Consider the following 17,308-nt stretch of genomic DNA (forward strand, 5'->3'; position numbering starts at 1 on the left):
TCCCGCAAAGGCGCGAAGTGCCCGAAGACCGCAAAGGATGAACCGAAAAGGGCCTTGGCGTTCTTTGCGTTCCTGACAACCTTGCACGTGGCTCTCTTTCACGATTTGCGGATATCCACGAAATGGCCGGCCAGCGCCGCGGCCGCTGCCATGGCGGGACTCACCAGGTGTGTGCGTCCACCCTGTCCCTGGCGGCCTTCAAAGTTGCGGTTCGACGTCGAGGCGCAGCGTTCGCCGGGCTCGAGCCGGTCGGCATTCATCGCCAGACACATGGAACAGCCCGGTTCGCGCCACTCGAAACCTGCTGCAGTAAAGATTTTATCCAACCCTTCAGCCTCGGCCTGCTCCTTGACCAAACCTGAACCGGGCACCACCAGGGCCAATTTGACATTGCCAGCGACCTTGCCGCCACGGGCCTTCACCACCTCGGCTGCCGCCCGCAGATCTTCGATCCGCGAGTTGGTGCAGGAACCTATGAACACCTTATCGAGCGAAATGGCGGTGATCGGCGTACCCGAGGCGAGCCCCATATACCGCAGGGCACGCGTCCACCCCTCACGGCGCACCGCATCGGGCGCGTTCAGGGGATCTGGAACCGACGCCGTAACCGGCAACACCATCTCCGGCGAGGTTCCCCAGGTCACCTGGGGAACGATATCGGCGCCCGCAATGTGCACCTCGTGGTCGAATACCGCATCTTCGTCGCTGTGCAAATGCTGCCAGGCACTCACAGCCCGGTCCCACATTGCGCCCTGCGGCGCATAGGGACGGCCCTTGAAATAGTCGATGGTTTTCTGATCGGCAGCGATGATGCCGGCACGCGCGCCGGCCTCGATAGCCATGTTGCAGACCGTCATTCGCCCCTCGACCGAGAGGGCACGAATCGCCTCACCGGCAAATTCGATGGTGTAGCCGGTACCGCCCGCTGTGCCAATGACGCCAATGATGTGCAGCACGATATCTTTTGCCGTCACGCCCGGACCGGCGGTTCCGGCAACGTTGATCCGCATGCTTTTGGATTTTTTCTGTATCAGCGTCTGCGTGGCGAGCACATGCTCGACCTCAGAGGTGCCGATCCCGAAGGCCAAGGCGCCAAAAGCGCCATGGGTCGCCGTGTGCGAATCGCCGCACACCACCGTCATCCCCGGCAGTGTCGCGCCCTGCTCCGGCCCCATTACATGTACGATGCCCTGGCGCAGGTCGCCCATGCGAAATTCGGTAACACCGAACTCGTCACAGTTGGTATCCAAGGTATCGACCTGCAGGCGTGAAACCGGATCGGTGATACCGCCCTCGCGATTGGTCGTCGGCACATTGTGATCGGGCACCGCCAACACCGTATCGGGTCGGCGCACCTTGCGGCCTGCCAGTCGCAGCCCCTCGAAAGCCTGGGGAGAGGTGACCTCGTGAACCAGGTGGCGATCGATGTAAATCAACGCCGTCCCGTCCTGCTCCTGGCGGACGAGATGGGCGTCCCACAGTTTGTCGTACAGGGTCTTGCCAGCCATCGTTTCTTGCACCGGGTTTGCGTGAGAATGCAGCATCTTACGTGGCGCTGCAGCATTACGCAAATTCATCTTTTTCATGAGACAAATTCATATTTTTCATGGCTTTAATAATTTCGTAGACTGGATTTTGCACCGATTGGGAAGGGGGAAACTCAGTATGGATATCGCTGCGCTCGACACCTTTGTCGCCGTCGCCAGCTGCGGCTCATTCTCCGACGCCGCGCAGCAACTGCAGCTCACCCAACCGGCCATCAGCAAACGCATCGCCGCGCTGGAGAGCGAACTCAATACGCGGCTGTTCGATCGCATCGGCCGGCAAATCACTCTCACCGAATCGGGACAGGCGTTACTACCCCGCGCCCAGCGCATACTCGAGGAGTTGGAGGACAGCCGCCGCGCGCTGAGCAACCTGTCGGGCACGGTGGCCGGACGGCTCACCATCGCCACCAGTCATCACATCGGTCTGCACCGGCTACCGCCGGTGCTGCGTTCATTTATGGCGCGCTACCCGGCGGTGGATTTGGACCTGCAGTTCCGCGCCTCCGAGGTGATATGCGACGACGTCGAGCACGGCAAACTCGAACTGGGGATCGTCACCCTGCCCGCCGAACTGCACGAGAACCTGCGGATGCACACCGTGTGGCACGATCCGCTGCGTATCGTCTGTGCCAAGACCCATCCTCTCGCTCAACTCAAGACTTTTGATCTCACACAGCTCAGCCATTACCCCGCCATTCTCACCGAGAAGGGAACCTTTACCCGCAATGTCCTCGAACAGGCCTTTGGCCCGCTGGGCATCTCGGTCCAGGCAAAGCTCTCCACCAACTTTCTGGAGACCATCAAAATGATGGTCTCGGTGGGGCTCGGCTGGAGTTGCATCCCCGAAATCATGGTGGATGCCGATCTGGTGGTACTGGATACCGGTCAGCTGACGCTCAGCCGCGAACTGGGCGTCATTCGTCACCCGCGACGCACCCTCTCCAATGCGGCCCATGCCATGTTGGCACAATTGGGGGCGGCCGGTTAAAGCGCACGAACGGGGTGATCAAAGCGGCCAGAAGAGAAGAATCATGGGCAACGCGGTGACAATCACGATCCCGGTAAGCGGCAAGCCCATGCGCCAATAGTCGGAGAAGCGATAACCCCCCGGGCCCATTACCAAGGTGTTGGACTGGTGCCCAACCGGGGTGAGGAAGGCACAGGACGCGGCCACTGCCACCGTCATCAGGAACGGGTCCATGCTCACCTCCATTCGCTGGGCTATCCCCACCGCAATGGGGGCCATCAACACCGCGGTGGCGGCGTTGTTGATCACGTTGGTCAAGGCAATCGTCACCACCATCAACGGCAACAGCGTCAACCAGGCTGGCAGTGCGGAGGTGATGGCCACGAAACCATCGGCGATGAGTTGGGTGCCGCCGGACGCATCCATGGCCCGCCCAACCGCCATCATACCCCCCAAGAGAACGATAATCGGCCAATCGACCTCCTTGTAGAGATCGCGCGGTGGCAAAATGTCCAGAAACACAAAGGCCATGATCGCCGCGCCGAAGGCGAAGGCGATATGAATCCAACCCGCCATACTCGCGGCGATAGCCGCGGCGAAAATAAGGAAGGCCAGGAACACGCGTCTTGGGTGATGCAGCATCAGATCGCGCTCCGCCAGAGGCATCAGGCCAAGGTCGAGATGCATTCCGGTGACGACATCCTCGTCCCCCTGCATCAGCAGCACGTCACCGGCCTTGAACTTCTGATCACGCAGGCGACGGCGGATCGAACGCCCCTGGCGTGCCAGGGCCACCAACTCCACACCCCCACCCATCTTGCGTCGCAGATAACGCAGATCACGACCCACGAGCGATGATTCCGCGTTGATCACCGCCTCGCACAGCGTCAGCCGATCGGCGCCCACATCCTCCAGCGCCTTGGCGCCACTGGCGGCCAATTCCAATCCGTGATCGTCCATTACTGTCTTGAGTCCGACGGCATCGGCCTCCAATACCAGCACATCGCCGGCGCGAATCTCGGGGTGCCTGGATGCCGGCGTAAACAGACCGCGTCCCCTGACGATACCGATGGGGACCGCTTCCCCCTCGGTCAGCTCGTCGACTTTGGAGAGCAGTGTTCCCACCAGATCACTCCCCTCCCTGACCCGTACCTCGATGATGTACTCGCCGATCTGAAAGTGCTCTTGAATCTCGCTCCTTTTACCGCGGCAATCGCTGGGGATCAGGCGCCAGCCGTAGAGTGCGATGAACAATACTCCGGCGATGGTGACGACCAGTCCCACGGGTGCGAAATCAAACATGGCGAACTCGGCGAAGCCCAGTTCGGCGCGGTAGGTGGCGATGATGATATTGGGCGGGGTGCCGATCATGGTGATCAGTCCCCCCAGGATGCTGCCGAAAGCCAGCGGCATGAGCAGCAGCGCGGGAGAGCGTTTGTTCTCCCTGGCCGTCTCCAGGGCGACCGGCAGCAACAGCGCCAGCGCCCCGACATTGTTCATGAACGACGAAAAGAAGGCAACGCCACCGGTGAGCGCCGCGATATGCATGCCTTGGTTTTTCGTGAACGGCGTCAGGACCCGGGCGATGAGATCGATCAGCCCGCTGTTGCGCAGCGCCCGACTGATGATCAGCACTGCCGCAACCGTGATCACCGCCGGATGACCGAAACCTTCAAGGGCTACCCCGGCCGGCACCACGCCACCGGCCACCACGGCAAACATGGCCCCCATGGCCACGAAGTCGTAACGCCAGCGTTCCCAGGCAAAGAGCGCGAGACTGATCAACAGCACTACGAAAACGTAAATCTGATCACCGCTCACGTTTGCGCCTGCTCCATGGTCAACACCGCGGCCCCTTTTACCTCACCGCACCTCAATCGCGCCAGTGCTTCGTTAGCGGCAACCAAAGGAAAGGTCTCGACAGAGGTAACCAGGCGCTGCTGCGCAGCAGCGGCCATGAACTCGATACCATCCTGCCGGGTGAGATTCGCCACCGAGCAGATACTGCGTTCGCCCCACAACAGCGAGTAGCTGAAGGTCGGAATCTGGCTCATGTGTATTCCAGCGCACACCACACGCCCCCCTTTGCGCACAGCGGCGAGAGCCGTCGGGACCAGCGCCCCCACCGGGGCAAAGAGAATCGCGGCATCCAGTGGCACCGGTGGCACCCTATCCGAAGCGCCCGACCATTGGACGCCCAGCTCGCGTGCAAATTGCTGCGCCGCTTCGTCACCCGGCCGGGTGAAAGCATAGACCTCGCGCCCCTGATGCAGGGCAACCTGAGCGATGATGTGCGCAGCCGCACCGAACCCATAGAGCCCAATGCGTCGCGCATCCCCCGCCATTCGGTAGGAACGATAACCGATCAGACCCGCGCACAGCAGCGGTGCAGCGTGGGCGTCATCGTAACCGTCGGGGAGCGGAAAACAGTAGCGGTGATCGGCCACCGTGTACTCCGCATAGCCACCGTCGATCCGGTAGCCGGTAAAACTCGCCACCTCACACAGATTTTCGCTTCCTGTCCGACAGTAGGCACACTTCCCGCAGGTCGCGCCCAGCCAGGGCACGCCTATGCGCTGCCCGGGGTCGAGCCCGGTCACCGCCGAACCCACACGCTCCACGCTGCCGACGATCTCGTGACCGAGTATCAGCGGGAGCCGCGGTTGGGTGAGCTCGCCATCGATAATATGCAGGTCGGTGCGACAGACGCCGCAAGCCCGAACCCGAAGCAGCACCTGCTCCGGACCGGGCTCAGGCACGGGCCTTTCCACCAATCGCAGCGGCCGCCCGGTGCCCTCGAAGATCATCGCACGCATGGTGTCAGCTCAAGCGGCTTCGGCCCGATCCAGATGCACGTCCATCTGCGGGAAGGGGATGGAGATTCCCTGCTCGTCGAAGGCCAGTTTGATCTTCTCGTTCAGATCAAAACGCACCGCCCAGTAGTCATCGCTGTTGACCCACGGGCGCACGTTGAAGTTGACGCTGCTCTCCGCCAATTCACCCACCGCGATCAACGGTTGCGGATCCTTCAGGATCCGCTCGTCGGCGTCGATGATCTGCTGGATGACGGCCTTGGCCTGCTTGATGTCATCGCCGTAACCAATGCCGAAAACCATGTCGATGCGCCGCGTCGATCGCGCCGAAAAGTTGGTGATGGTCCCGCCGTAGATGGCGCCGTTGGGTACGATCACTTCGCGGTTGTCGCCGGTACGCATCGTAGTGCTGAACATGCTGATCTTCTCGATCACACCCGCAGTGCCGGCGGCCTCGACAAAATGCCCCATGGCGAAGGGACGGAAGACGATCAGCATTACACCAGCGGCGAAATTCTGCAGCGAATCCTTCATGGCCAATCCGACAGCGATGCCGGCGGCGCCGATCAATGCGATCAGTGAAGTGGTGTTGACCCCCAACTGCTCGAGGGCTGCAACTACCACGACCACCGTCAACAGGGTCTTCAGAATCGACCCGGTGAAATTGACCAGGATGGCATCCATCTTGGCCCTCATGAGCAGGTTCTTGATCACACGAACGATTATGCTCGCGATCCAGCGGCCCACCACAAAGACAATCAACGCGGTAGCAATGTTGATGCCCCAGGGAATCAGGTAGTCCACACTCATCTTGCTCAGGTCCAATGTTTCCAGCATCGGGAATCTCCTTAAGATTTATCAGTTGTTACTTCCAGAAAAATAGTCTCCCGCCGCGCATTTGACCCGAGCGGGGGAGATTCCGACGATCTTACTTTGTTTATTGTTCCAAAGTCTCCGCCCTCCCGAACCCCCCGGGTGATCGGCAACAATCCGACACCGATTGCGAGGCACAGCACTCGCCTGGGCACAACCTGGATGTGAGAATGGCGGGTAGGTGCGAACCGGGTACCCTACACCCGACCTGCCGTTGCCGGGGTGGGTTCGCGAACCCAGGCCACCGCAACCAACAGCGACAACAGGGCCATCGCTGCAGCGGCATAATAGGCCCAGGCAGGGGCAAAACCCTCCCAGAGATAGCCGGCGGAGAGGCTGCCCAGGGCGCCACCTACCCCGAAGCTCATACTGCTGTAGAGCGCCTGTCCCCTACCCTGCAACCGGCCCGAGAAGTAGCGATGCACGAGATCGATGGCCGCCGCATGAAACGTACCGAAGGTCGCTGCGTGGAGCAGCTGCGCGAACACCATTACCGCCAGGTTGTCTGCAAAACCGCCGATCAGCAGCCACCGCACCACGGCCAGCGCGATACTCACCAACAACAGTCTTCGTGGCCCTATCAACGGTAACCAGCGGTGCATGAGCAGAAAAATGATGATCTCGGCAATGACCCCCAGCGCCCACAGCTGACCAATGGCGTTGCGCGAGTAACCATTGTCCTCCAGATAGAGTGTGAAGAAGACGTAGTACGGCCCGTGGCTGGCCTGCAGCAGGCTGCACGCGACGATGAGCGCCAACACCGGGGTGCTGCCCAGTGTGCGCCGCAGCGAAACCGCGGGTAGCTGGCTATGGTCGGCCAGCCGCTCGGGCACGTAGAGGCTGAACAGCCATACCCCCGCAAAGAGTCCCAGCAGTATCCACGGCAGGACGGTCGGCTCGTAGCGCTCGAGCAAGTGTCCAATACTCGCCACGGTCACAATGAATCCGACCGATCCCCAGAGCCGGATGCGGCTGTAGCGGTGGGCCTGCTCGCCGAGATAACTCAGCGTGATCGCTTCAAACTGAGGCAGCGAGGCGTTCCAGAAAAAACTGAAGGCCAGCATGACCGCAACCAGCCACCAATAGCTCGAACCGAGCAGCACACCGACGAATGCGATCAGCGCGGCCAGCGAAGCCAGGCGCACGATCCGCATACGGCGCCCGGTGTGATCGGCGATCCAACCCCAGACGTTGGGGGCGACAATCTTGGTGGCCATGAGCGCGGCCAGCAGTTCGCCGATCTCGGCGGCGTTGAATCCCTGATGGCGCAGGTAAAGACCCCAGTAGGGGATCAACGCCCCCAGGGTCGCGAAGTAGCAGAGGTAGAAACCCGACAGGCGCCAGTAGGGTGCGGCGCCCAGAACCGCTGTCATCAGTGTCCCGCTGGGATAACCGGCGTAGCGGAGCGCACATCCGCGTTCTGACCGCGATGGCGCAGGCAGTGATCCATCAGCACGATCGCCAGCATCGCCTCGACGATCGGCACACCGCGGATACCGACGCAGGGGTCGTGGCGCCCGGTGGTCGACACCTCCACCGGCGTCCCCTCCACATTGACGGTCTGTCCGGGGATGCGGATACTCGATGTCGGCTTGAATGCGACGCTCGCCGTAATCGCCTGCCCGGACGAAATCCCTCCCAGCACACCTCCCGCATTGTTGGAGAGAAATCCCGCCGGGGTGATCGGATCGCGATGCTCGCTGCCCTTCTGCTCGACACTGGCAAATCCGGCCCCGATCTCCACCGCCTTGGCCGCGTTGATCCCCATCATCGCGTAGGCGATATCGGCATCGAGGCGATCGAAAACCGGTTCTCCCCAGCCCGGGGGCACACCGTCGGCGACCACATTGACCCGCGCCCCCACCGAATCCCCGGCCTTGCGCAGGGCATCCATATAGGCCTCCAGTTCGCTCACCCGATCGGCGTCGGGAAAAAAGAACGGGTTGTGCTCGACCGCCTGCCAGTCGAGACGCTCAGCCTTCAGCGGGCCCAGGGCCGCCAGGTAGGCGCGGATAGTGATCCCGAACTGCTCGTGGAGGAATTTCTTGGCGATCGCTCCGGCCGCCACGCGCATCGCTGTCTCGCGAGCCGAAGATCGCCCACCGCCGCGATAGTCGCGAAAACCGTACTTCTGTTGATAGGTGTAGTCGGCATGACCCGGGCGAAAGCGGTCGGCGATATCGGAATAATCCTTGGAGCGTTGATCCTCGTTGTGGATGATCAACCCGATGGGCGTTCCCGTAGTGCGTCCCTCGAAAACGCCGGAGAGGATCTGCACGGTGTCGCTTTCCCGCCGTTGCGTGGTGTGGCGTGATTTGCCGGGTTTGCGTCGATCCAGATCATGCTGCAGATCGCTTTCGCGTAACGCCAGGCCCGGCGGGCAACCGTCGACGATACAGCCGATCGCCGGGCCGTGACTCTCACCAAAACTGGTGACGGTAAAGAGCTTTCCAAGGGTGTTTCCAGACATGGCGTGTTATCGGGTGGGTGCTGGGTCAGAAGGATTCAACGCGGGCGCTTTCCTTAAATAACCTTGGAGAAGCGTCGCTCCTGGCCTTCGCGCAAGTAGCGATCGAAAACCATGCAGACATTGCGAATAAGCAACTTTCCCGCCGGTTGAACTTCGATCCCGGAGTCACTGAGCGCAATCAGCCCATCTTTCTCCAGAGCGCGGCAATCCTCTATCTCGGCGCTGAAATAATCGCCGAAGGAAATTCCGTACCGGGTGCCCACGGCGGCGAAATCGAGATGGAAGTGGCAGATCAACTCGGTGATGACCGCGCGGCGCAATTTATCGTCAGCGCTGAGTTCCAGGCCGCGGAACACCGGCAATCGATCGGCGTCCAGACAGGCATAATAACCCTCCAGATCGCGGACGTTCTGCGCGTAGCAGTCGCCGACCTGACTGATCGCGGTCGCGCCCATGCCGATCAGATCGCAGTCGGCATGGGTCGAGTACCCTTGAAAGTTCCGATACAGCGTCCCCTCGCGCTGGGCCACCGCCAGCTCGTCATCCGGCCGCGCGAAGTGGTCCATGCCGATATAGACATAACCCGCCCTGGCGAGGCGCTCTCCCGTCAACTGCAGGATATCGAGCTTCTCCGCGGGGGTGGGCAGTTCATCGGCGTTGATGCGCCGCTGCGGCTTGAACAGATCGGGCAGATGCGCGTAGTTGAATACCGAAAGGCGGTCGGGCCGGTGCTCGATCACCTTGTCCAGGGTCGTCGACCAGCGCGCCAGGTTCTGGTGCGGCAGGCCGTAGATGAGATCGAGACTCACCGATTTGAAGCCTTCCTCGCGTGCGGCGGAGAGCACCGCCCAGGTTTCGTCCTCGCTCTGAATACGATTGACCGCCTTCTGTACCTGTGGATCGAAGTCCTGCACGCCGAGGCTGAGTCGATTGAAGCCGATCTCGCGTAACAGCGCGATGGTGGTGCGATCCGCCTCGCGCGGATCGACCTCCACCGAGTACTCGCCGCTATCGTCACCACGCAGCCGGAAGTGTTCACCCGTCACGCGCATCAGTTCGCGCATCTGCTCGTGACTGATGAAGGTGGGTGTGCCCCCACCCCAGTGCAATTGATCCACCGACCGGTCGTTGTCGAACAGTGCGCCCTGCAGGGCGATCTCGCGATGCAAGCGTTGCAGATAGGGGCTGGCCAGCGAGCGGTCTTTGGTCACCACTTTATTGCAGGCACAGTAGAAACAGACGGTGTCGCAGAACGGCAGATGGAAGTAGAGCGACAACGGTGGTTTCGGGGTTACATCATTCGTCCTCTCTGCCCGGGAGCGGAACTGCGTCTCGCCGAAACCATCATGAAATTGCACCGCCGTGGGGTAGGAGGTGTAGCGTGGTCCCGACTTGTCGTAGCGTCTAATCAGATCGAGATCGAATACCAGCGATTGATCCATGCAGAGCCTCGGAGGTGTATCAACGGGAGCGCGCGGCGCTGCTCCCTCAGCAAAACGCGCGGTGATGTTCGTTCACCTGGTCGGCGGTCAACAAAAACACACCATGGCCGCCGCGCTCGAATTCCAGCCACAAAAAGGGCACATCGGGAAAGCGCTCTACCAATGCCGCTTCACTATTGCCGACTTCGGCGACCAGTATACCACCGGGCGCCAAATGATCGGGGGCATCGCGTAGGATGCGCACCACCACACCCAGGCCATCATCGCCCGCAGCAAGTCCCAGGGCGGGTTCGTGTTGAAACTCCGCGGGCAGTGCGGCCATGTCAGCGGCATCGACATAGGGCGGATTGGCGACGATGAGGTCGTAGCGTTCTCCGGCCACGGCCTGATAGAGGTCCGAGACCAGCGCCCGCACCCTGTCACCCACACCATGTTCGGCGATGTTGTGTTCGGCCACGGCAATGGCATCGGGCGAGATATCGATGGCATCGACCCGCGCAGCGCCGAAAGCATAGGCGCAGGCGATGGCAATGCAGCCGCTGCCGGTACAAAGATCGAGGACGCGCGCCACCTCCCGCCCTTCCAGCCAGGGTTCGAATCCATGCTCGATCAACTCGGCAATGGGCGAGCGCGGCACCAACACCCTTTCATCGACATAGAACGCCAGGCCGGCGAACCAGGCGCGATGCGTAATGTAGGGTGCGGGGAGCCGTTCTTCGATGCGGCGGCGAAAAAGCATCAACAGCGCCGCCCGTTCCGCACGTGTCAGCCGCGCGTTCCCATAGTCGGCGGGCAGGCTGTGATCGAGATGCAGGCCGGCGAGCGCCAACGCCAGCGCTTCATCGAGTGCGTTATCCGTACCGTGCCCGAAATGCAGACCATTCTCGGCAAAACGGCTCGCTCCCCAGCGCACCAGATCGCGCAGCGTTCGCAATTCATCCGCAGCGGAGGCGTAGGTGGCTGTGGTGGGTAGCTTGACCATCTCTCCAACCCTTAGGGTGAAAAGGCGGTTACCTTACCGCGCAACGCTGTTCACGACCACCGATATCTGGCCTCGGCGCAATTGCCGCGACCCGGATGGTCCAGTGTCTGGCTCAGACTGCGCACCAAGGGGATTCCACGCCCATGGTAGTCCCGCGGGGAACGCAGTTGCTGTTCGACCGCAGCAAAATCAAAGCCGTTCCCGCTGTCCTCGACGCGCATTACGATCTCGCCGCCGACCTCTTGCGGTTGATGGTGAAGGGCGATAGCGCTGCTGGCCGGCAGCGCCCGGTTGTTCTCCTCGTCATCAACGATCAGGATCAGCGCCGCTGATTCCGCAGCGGGTGGCACAGCGGCAGCGCTCCACTTCAGCTGATCTTGAACAGCTGGTTGAAATTGGAAATGGTGAGAATGTTCCTGATCTCCGGCGGACAGTTGACGATATCGATATCCGATTTATCCCCGCCGGCCCGCTCGCGCAACAGCAGCAACATGCCCAGCGCCGAACTGTCCATGTACTCCGTCGTCTTGAGGTCGATCTGATAATGCACCTGCTTCGGATCGACCTGCTCATAGGCGGAGCGGAATTGCTGGTGCAGATTGAAATCGAAGCGGCCATCAATGGCGATGGTATAGGTTCTTCCATCTTCGGACAGGGTGGTCTGTACGGACATTCGGGGTTCCCTCACCACGTTACTTTTGCTACCGGGTCGGTTGGGTCAGAGGCCGCCGCCAGGTTGTCCTGAAACCTCTGAATCGGTGGTATCCACTATCGACATGGCCCAAACGTGGCCTATCATAACGCCCCTATTTGGTATTTGGCCAATACCTCTCCCGATCGCTCCGCAGCTCGCGATCGTCGGACATTTCAGGATAATTTGCCCCTTTCCCGATTTTCTCAAAGGAACACATCAACCATGGCGCAATACGTCTACACCATGAGCCGCGTCGGCAAGGTGGTGCCCCCCAAACGTGAAATCCTCAAAGACATTTCCCTCTCGTTTTTCCCGGGCGCCAAGATCGGCGTACTGGGTCTCAACGGTTCGGGCAAGTCGACCCTGTTGCGGATCATGGCGGGGATCGATACCGACATACTCGGCGAAGCGCGGCCGCAACCGGGGCTGCGCGTCGGCTACCTCCCCCAGGAGCCCCAGCTCGATCCCACCAAAGACGTACGCGGCAATGTCGAAGAGGCGGTCGCCGAGGTAAAGGGCGCGCTGCAGCGTCTGGATGAGGTGTATGCCGCATACGCCGACCCTGATGCAGACTTCGACGCGCTGGCCAAGGAACAGGCCGGGTCGGAAAACCTGATTCAGACGGCCGATGGCCACAATCTGGAACGCAAGCTGGAGATTGCGGCGGATGCGTTGCGTCTCCCGCCGTGGGATGCCGATGTCACCAGGCTCTCCGGCGGCGAACGTCGCCGCGTTGCACTCTGCCGTCTGCTGCTTTCGGCGCCGGACATGCTGTTGCTCGACGAACCGACCAACCACCTGGATGCGGAATCGGTGGCCTGGTTGGAGCGGTTTCTGGCCGAATTCCCGGGCACGGTGGTGGCCGTGACCCACGATCGCTACTTCCTCGACAACGTAGCAGGCTGGATTCTCGAACTCGACCGCGGCTACGGCATCCCCTGGGAAGGCAACTACTCCTCCTGGCTGGAGCAAAAGGAGCAGCGTCTGGAGATGGAGGAGAAACAGCAGAGCGCCCACACCCGCACCATGAAGAACGAACTGGATTGGGTACGCTCCAACCCCAAGGGCCGACATGCCAAGAGCAAGGCACGTCTTCAACGTTATGAAGAGCTGGCGTCACAAGAGTTCCAGAAGCGCAACGAAACCCAGGAGATCTACATCCTGCCCGGTCAACGTCTTGGCGACCTGGTCATCGAAGCCGAGGGTCTGGGCAAGGCCTACGGCAATCGTGTGCTCTACGACAACCTCAGCTTTTCGGTACCCAGAGGAGCAATTATCGGCATCATCGGTCCCAATGGCGCCGGTAAATCCACGCTCTTCCGGCTGATCACCGGGCAGGAACAGGCTGACAAGGGTGCTCTACGCGTGGGCGACACGGTACAGATCGCCTACGTCGATCAATCGCGCGATGCCCTGGATGCGAAGAAGACCGTTTGGGAGGAGATCTCCGACGGACAGGACATCATCAACGTCAACAACTATCAGATTCAGTCGCGCGGGTACGTGGGACGCTTCAACTTCAAGGGCACCGATCAGCAGAAGCGCGTCGGCGATCTCTCAGGCGGCGAACGCAACCGCGTGCACCTGGCCAAGCTGCTGCGCAGCGGCGGCAACGTGTTGCTCCTCGACGAACCCACCAACGACCTTGATGTCGAGACACTGCGCGCCCTGGAGGACGCCATCCTGGCCTTTCCCGGCTGCGTCATGGTGATCTCGCATGATCGATGGTTCCTCGATCGTATCGCCACACACCTTCTGGCCTTCGAGGGCGAGAGTCAGGTAACGTTCTTCCAGGGCAACTACACGGACTACGAAGAGGACCGTATCAAGCGTTTGGGCGCGGAGGCCGCACAACCGCACCGTATCAAGTACAAACGGTTGGAGGGATAATCGCTGAGGCATGACCCGGCAGTGAACGCGTACAGGCAGGAGGAACAATCACCCCAATGAGCGATAAACCGGCGACAAATCACGACGCGTTGGTCAACGTGGTGGAGACGGCAACAGCGCTGCTGGAACGGGTCGAGCACCTGCTGCCCCATGTTCCGCAGTCCGTCGCCTGGGAAGAGCATGTCGCCTTTCGGTGGCGCCGACGCCAGGGACGCGGATGGCTTGAAGGCGTGCGTCATCCGCACACCTTGAGGCTTCAGGATTTGTTGTGTATCGATCGCCAGAAAGATCGGATCCAACGCAACACCCGGCAGTTCGTGCAAACCAGACCCGCCAACAACGTGCTGCTGTGGGGGTCGCGCGGGACAGGAAAGTCATCGCTGATCAAAGCTCTGCTCAACGAATACGCGACACAGGGGCTGCGCCTGATCGAGGTCGACAAGCACGATCTCCTCGACCTGCCCGACATTGTCGACCTGGTCTGGGATCGTCCCGAACGGTTCATGCTGTTCTGCGACGATCTCTCCTTCGAAGCCGAAGACCCCAGCTATAAGGCGCTCAAGGCACTGCTGGACGGTTCGATCAGCGCCGCTCCCAACAACCTTCTGATCTATGCCACATCGAATCGCCGCCATCTGTTGCCCGAATACTTCGATGAAAACCTCGAGGCCCGCAACATCGGTGGCGAGATTCATCACGGCGAAGCGGTGGAGGAAAAAATATCGCTCTCCGACCGCTTTGGGTTGTGGATCTCTTTCTATCCTTTCCGCCAGGAAGAGTTTCTCGATATCGTCCACTACTGGCTGCAACAGCACGGAGTGGACACGTTCGACACGCGCGAAATCGGTCACGCCGCGCTACAGTGGGCGCTCGCACGAGGCTCGCGCAGCGGGCGCACGGCATACCAGTTTGCACGCGACTGGGCGGGGCGCTCGCATCTGGAGTGAATCTTTGCACGTACCGGAAAGCCCTTTTTGGCCATCAGAAATTCCGGTTCAGATCAAGCGACACCATCACACCTGCTTTGCGTATCCGGGCACATTTCACTCTCTTCGTGTCGCGCATATTTTGTGCTCAAGTGACCGTTGCTGTCGTCTCGCACTAATTCTTTAGCGACTCCTTCGCGCAAGCTATCAGCCTCGCAACTGGAACTGCGCCGTATCTATCAAAGCCCCTTCTCTTGAGTTCCATCGAAATTTTCGCTTAACGGAAATCACGCATCGGAAAATGCCGGCATGATCACACTGGTCGTGTGAGCGCACCCACATAACCAATCGAAAAATGGTGCCGTTTCCGCCATCGCGACGCGAGTGTGACGTCACCCACAATTGAATGAAGTTTATCTCTATACGTTTGCAACCGACGGAAACGGATGATCGTCACGCATTCAACGATCTTATGAGAGGTTGCAAACGTGACAGCAGTTTTAGCAAAGAGTGCCGCCCTTCTTGTGCGTCTTGCGACAATAGCGTTGAGTGCGACACTCCTGACTGCATGCCTGGAGATCGGCGATCAGGAAGTCAGCAGCGGCGGGCAGGCATCCGCTGTCGGTGCACCCCTGGCGGCGCCGGAAGTGACATTTGCGGCGGCACCCGCGTCTGTCGCCCCCAATGGCTCCACCACCCTGAGTTGGAGCAGCGTCAACTCAACCAGCTGCAGTGCAACCGGCAACTGGTCGGGCAGCAAAGCAACCTCCGGCAGCGAATCCATCACGTCGATCAGCAGCGACAGCACCTACACTTTGACCTGCACCGGCGACGGGGGTACCACCAGCGAGTCCATCACCGTAACCGTCGTGGTGCCCGCAACCCCGACACTCACCCTCAGCGCCAACCCGGCGACTGTTGCCTTCGGTGCAAATTCTTCACTGACATGGTCCACCAGCAATGCTTCCGGCTGCACCGCATCCGGTGCCTGGTCGGGTTCGAAGAATACATCGGGTAGTGCATCGGTTGGACCGCTGACTGCCGATAGCACATTCACGCTTACCTGCACCGGTGCCGGCGGCCAGATCAGCCGCTCCGCGACGATCGATGTCGGCGCCCCACCACCCGCATCGCCAACACTCTCGCTCTCGGCCAATCCCACGTCTGTCGCGTATCAGGGCAGCACCAGCGTCAGTTGGACGTCGAGCAATGTGACCAGCTGCACCGCATTCGGCGCCTGGTCCGGGTCAAAGAGTGCCAGCGGCAACCAGAGCTTCAGCGCCCTGACCAGCGATCGCACGTTTACCCTGAGCTGCACCGGCGCCGGTGGCAGCATCACGCGTTCGGTGACCGTGGCCGTTGCGCCCCCGCCTGCGCCCACGCTCAGCCTGAGCGGCAATCCAACCTCCGTGGCCTACAATGGCACCTCGGTGTTGAGTTGGTCGTCGAGTAATGCGACCTCCTGCAGCGCCGCGGGTGATTGGAGTGGCACCAAGGGCGCTTCCGGCGCCGAAACCGTGGGGCCGCTCACCAGCGACGCCAGCTATACACTCACCTGTACGGGTATCGGTGGCAGTGTGAACCGCACCGTATCGCTTACGGTGCAGGCACCGCCTGCTCCCACGATCACCTTGTCGGCAAGCCCGACGACATTGGCGGCCGGCAGTAACGCGACCTTGACCTGGTCCACCACCAACGCCACCAGCTGCAGCGCTTCCAACGCGTGGTCGGGAAGCAAGGCAACGTCGGGCAGTCAGTCGGTGGGGCCCATCAACAGCACCAGCACCTTTACGCTGAGCTGCTCCGGCCCAGGCGGCAGCAACAGCAGCAGCCGAACGGTAACCGTGGCGGCTGCACCAACGGTAACATTGAGCGCCAATCCCACCTCGGTGCAATCCGGTGGATCGTCAACATTGACATGGTCCTCGTCCAACGCCACCAGTTGTTCCGCATCCGGCGCATGGTCGGGCGGCAAAGGAACCTCGGGTAACGAAACCATTGGTTCGCTGACCAGCGACAGCACCTTTACGCTGGTCTGCACAGGTACCGGTGGCAGCACCACCCGTTCCACGACCGTCACCATCGTGGTCAACAGCTCGCGTTCGGTGGAGGTCACCTGGGATCCACCCACCACGCGCGCCGATGGCTCACCGTTGACCAACCTCGACGGCTACAAAATTCACTACGGCACTGCCTCTGGCAGTTACACGCAGACAATCACGGTGGACAACGCCAGCATTACCAGCTACACCGTCGACAATCTCACCAACGGCACCTACTACTTTGCGGTAACGGCTTACGACACGGATGCGATGGAGAGCGGCTATTCCATGGAGGTGAGCACCACGCTCAATTGATGCGGCATCACCTGTGGTGGTTTTGAACTTAAAACACGACCTCTCGGTGCATCGGCGAGGTCGTGTTGCTATTCAGGAACCAACTCCAGGCCGAGCTGACAATCGGTGAACTCCAAGTGGTGAACCGAGGTGCCGGCGAGCTTTTCCAACGCGGGTATTGTTCCACCAATCACCGCTTCCCGACGGCGGTCTGTCGATGTTGTCCGTCGATTCTGTATTCGCGGCAAACGCTCCAAAGGATGGTGCGGATATAGCGTGTTGGATCCGAATCGCATCGGGGGCGTGCGACACTCCATAACTCGCTTGGCCGGACCGGCTCGCAAGCGCAGTGCATTCAAGCGCCGCGC

At 60.8% G+C, this 17,308-nt stretch carries 14 protein-coding genes; 4 read left to right on the forward strand and 10 right to left on the reverse strand.

What is annotated here, in order from left to right; translation table 11 throughout:
- Positions 1–98: 98 nt before the first annotated feature.
- Entirely contained in the window at positions 99–1,508 is a 1,410-nt protein-coding gene (leuC, locus tag DWQ09_17760; GenBank protein ID KAA3626227.1) for a 3-isopropylmalate dehydratase large subunit, read from the reverse strand.
- A 157-nt stretch (positions 1,509–1,665) separates the two neighbouring features.
- Between leuC and DWQ09_17765 the strand changes: the two genes are divergently transcribed.
- Positions 1,666–2,535 carry a LysR family transcriptional regulator gene (locus DWQ09_17765; protein KAA3626076.1) on the forward strand — a complete coding sequence of 290 codons (870 nt, stop codon included), beginning with the start codon at positions 1,666–1,668 and terminating at the stop codon, positions 2,533–2,535.
- Positions 2,536–2,553: 18 nt separating this feature from the next.
- Here the strand turns inward: DWQ09_17765 and DWQ09_17770 are convergent, their stop codons facing one another.
- The 9 genes from DWQ09_17770 to DWQ09_17810 form a co-directional block, all read right to left on the reverse strand.
- The gene (locus DWQ09_17770; protein ID KAA3626077.1) at positions 2,554–4,335 is read right to left on the reverse strand and encodes an SLC13 family permease; all 1,782 of its coding nucleotides are present in this window, start codon (positions 4,333–4,335) and stop codon (positions 2,554–2,556) included.
- Positions 4,332–5,330 carry a zinc-binding alcohol dehydrogenase family protein gene (locus tag DWQ09_17775; protein KAA3626078.1) on the reverse strand — a complete coding sequence of 333 codons (999 nt, stop codon included), beginning with the start codon at positions 5,328–5,330 and terminating at the stop codon, positions 4,332–4,334. Before DWQ09_17775 ends, DWQ09_17770 begins: the two co-directional genes overlap by 4 nt.
- A 9-nt stretch (positions 5,331–5,339) precedes the next feature.
- Positions 5,340–6,164 (reverse strand): mechanosensitive ion channel family protein, encoded by an 825-nt coding sequence (locus tag DWQ09_17780; protein KAA3626079.1) that lies wholly within the window; start codon positions 6,162–6,164, stop codon positions 5,340–5,342.
- 233 nt (positions 6,165–6,397) lie between these two features.
- The gene (locus DWQ09_17785) at positions 6,398–7,573 is read right to left on the reverse strand and encodes an MFS transporter (protein KAA3626080.1); all 1,176 of its coding nucleotides are present in this window, start codon (positions 7,571–7,573) and stop codon (positions 6,398–6,400) included.
- Positions 7,573–8,670, reverse strand: a complete 1,098-nt coding sequence (locus DWQ09_17790; GenBank protein ID KAA3626081.1) for a chorismate synthase — start codon at positions 8,668–8,670, stop codon at positions 7,573–7,575. Before DWQ09_17790 ends, DWQ09_17785 begins: the two co-directional genes overlap by 1 nt.
- Before the next feature lie 53 nt (positions 8,671–8,723).
- Positions 8,724–10,112 (reverse strand): oxygen-independent coproporphyrinogen III oxidase, encoded by a 1,389-nt coding sequence (hemN, locus tag DWQ09_17795; protein KAA3626082.1) that lies wholly within the window; start codon positions 10,110–10,112, stop codon positions 8,724–8,726.
- Positions 10,113–10,158: 46 nt separating this feature from the next.
- On the reverse strand, positions 10,159–11,094 hold the full coding sequence (locus DWQ09_17800; protein KAA3626083.1) for a 50S ribosomal protein L3 N(5)-glutamine methyltransferase: 936 nt from the start codon (positions 11,092–11,094) through the stop codon (positions 10,159–10,161).
- Positions 11,095–11,144: 50 nt separating this feature from the next.
- Complete coding sequence (locus DWQ09_17805; protein KAA3626084.1) at positions 11,145–11,444, reverse strand: hypothetical protein; 300 nt, start codon at positions 11,442–11,444, stop codon at positions 11,145–11,147.
- A gap of 17 nt (positions 11,445–11,461) precedes the next feature.
- The gene (locus DWQ09_17810; GenBank protein ID KAA3626085.1) at positions 11,462–11,767 is read right to left on the reverse strand and encodes an anti-sigma factor antagonist; all 306 of its coding nucleotides are present in this window, start codon (positions 11,765–11,767) and stop codon (positions 11,462–11,464) included.
- A 243-nt stretch (positions 11,768–12,010) separates the two neighbouring features.
- Here DWQ09_17810 and DWQ09_17815 point away from each other — a divergent pair, with 243 nt between their 5' ends.
- The 3 genes from DWQ09_17815 (at position 12,011) to DWQ09_17825 (ending at position 16,961) form a co-directional block, all read left to right on the forward strand.
- Positions 12,011–13,678 (forward strand): energy-dependent translational throttle protein EttA, encoded by a 1,668-nt coding sequence (locus DWQ09_17815; protein ID KAA3626086.1) that lies wholly within the window; start codon positions 12,011–12,013, stop codon positions 13,676–13,678.
- A gap of 56 nt (positions 13,679–13,734) precedes the next feature.
- Positions 13,735–14,625, forward strand: coding sequence for an ATP-binding protein (locus tag DWQ09_17820; protein ID KAA3626087.1), 891 nt, complete (start codon positions 13,735–13,737; stop codon positions 14,623–14,625).
- Positions 14,626–15,092: 467 nt separating this feature from the next.
- Entirely contained in the window at positions 15,093–16,961 is a 1,869-nt protein-coding gene (locus tag DWQ09_17825; GenBank protein ID KAA3626088.1) for a fibronectin type III domain-containing protein, read from the forward strand.
- Positions 16,962–17,308 lie beyond the last annotated feature (347 nt).

This window comes from Pseudomonadota bacterium, assembly GCA_008501635.1.
Classification (GTDB): Bacteria; Pseudomonadota; Gammaproteobacteria; order QQUJ01; family QQUJ01; genus QQUJ01.

Coding starts and splice junctions, on each gene's coding strand:
- leuC (KAA3626227.1), bottom strand. CDS start 1,508: ATGGCTGGCAAGACCCTGTACGACAAACTGTGGGACGCCCATCTCGTC.
- DWQ09_17765 (KAA3626076.1), top strand. CDS start 1,666: ATGGATATCGCTGCGCTCGACACCTTTGTCGCCGTCGCCAGCTGCGGC.
- DWQ09_17775 (KAA3626078.1), bottom strand. CDS start 5,330: ATGCGTGCGATGATCTTCGAGGGCACCGGGCGGCCGCTGCGATTGGTG.
- DWQ09_17780 (KAA3626079.1), bottom strand. CDS start 6,164: ATGCTGGAAACATTGGACCTGAGCAAGATGAGTGTGGACTACCTGATT.
- DWQ09_17785 (KAA3626080.1), bottom strand. CDS start 7,573: ATGACAGCGGTTCTGGGCGCCGCACCCTACTGGCGCCTGTCGGGTTTC.
- DWQ09_17790 (KAA3626081.1), bottom strand. CDS start 8,670: ATGTCTGGAAACACCCTTGGAAAGCTCTTTACCGTCACCAGTTTTGGT.
- hemN (KAA3626082.1), bottom strand. CDS start 10,112: ATGGATCAATCGCTGGTATTCGATCTCGATCTGATTAGACGCTACGAC.
- DWQ09_17800 (KAA3626083.1), bottom strand. CDS start 11,094: ATGGTCAAGCTACCCACCACAGCCACCTACGCCTCCGCTGCGGATGAA.
- DWQ09_17810 (KAA3626085.1), bottom strand. CDS start 11,767: ATGTCCGTACAGACCACCCTGTCCGAAGATGGAAGAACCTATACCATC.
- DWQ09_17815 (KAA3626086.1), top strand. CDS start 12,011: ATGGCGCAATACGTCTACACCATGAGCCGCGTCGGCAAGGTGGTGCCC.
- DWQ09_17820 (KAA3626087.1), top strand. CDS start 13,735: ATGAGCGATAAACCGGCGACAAATCACGACGCGTTGGTCAACGTGGTG.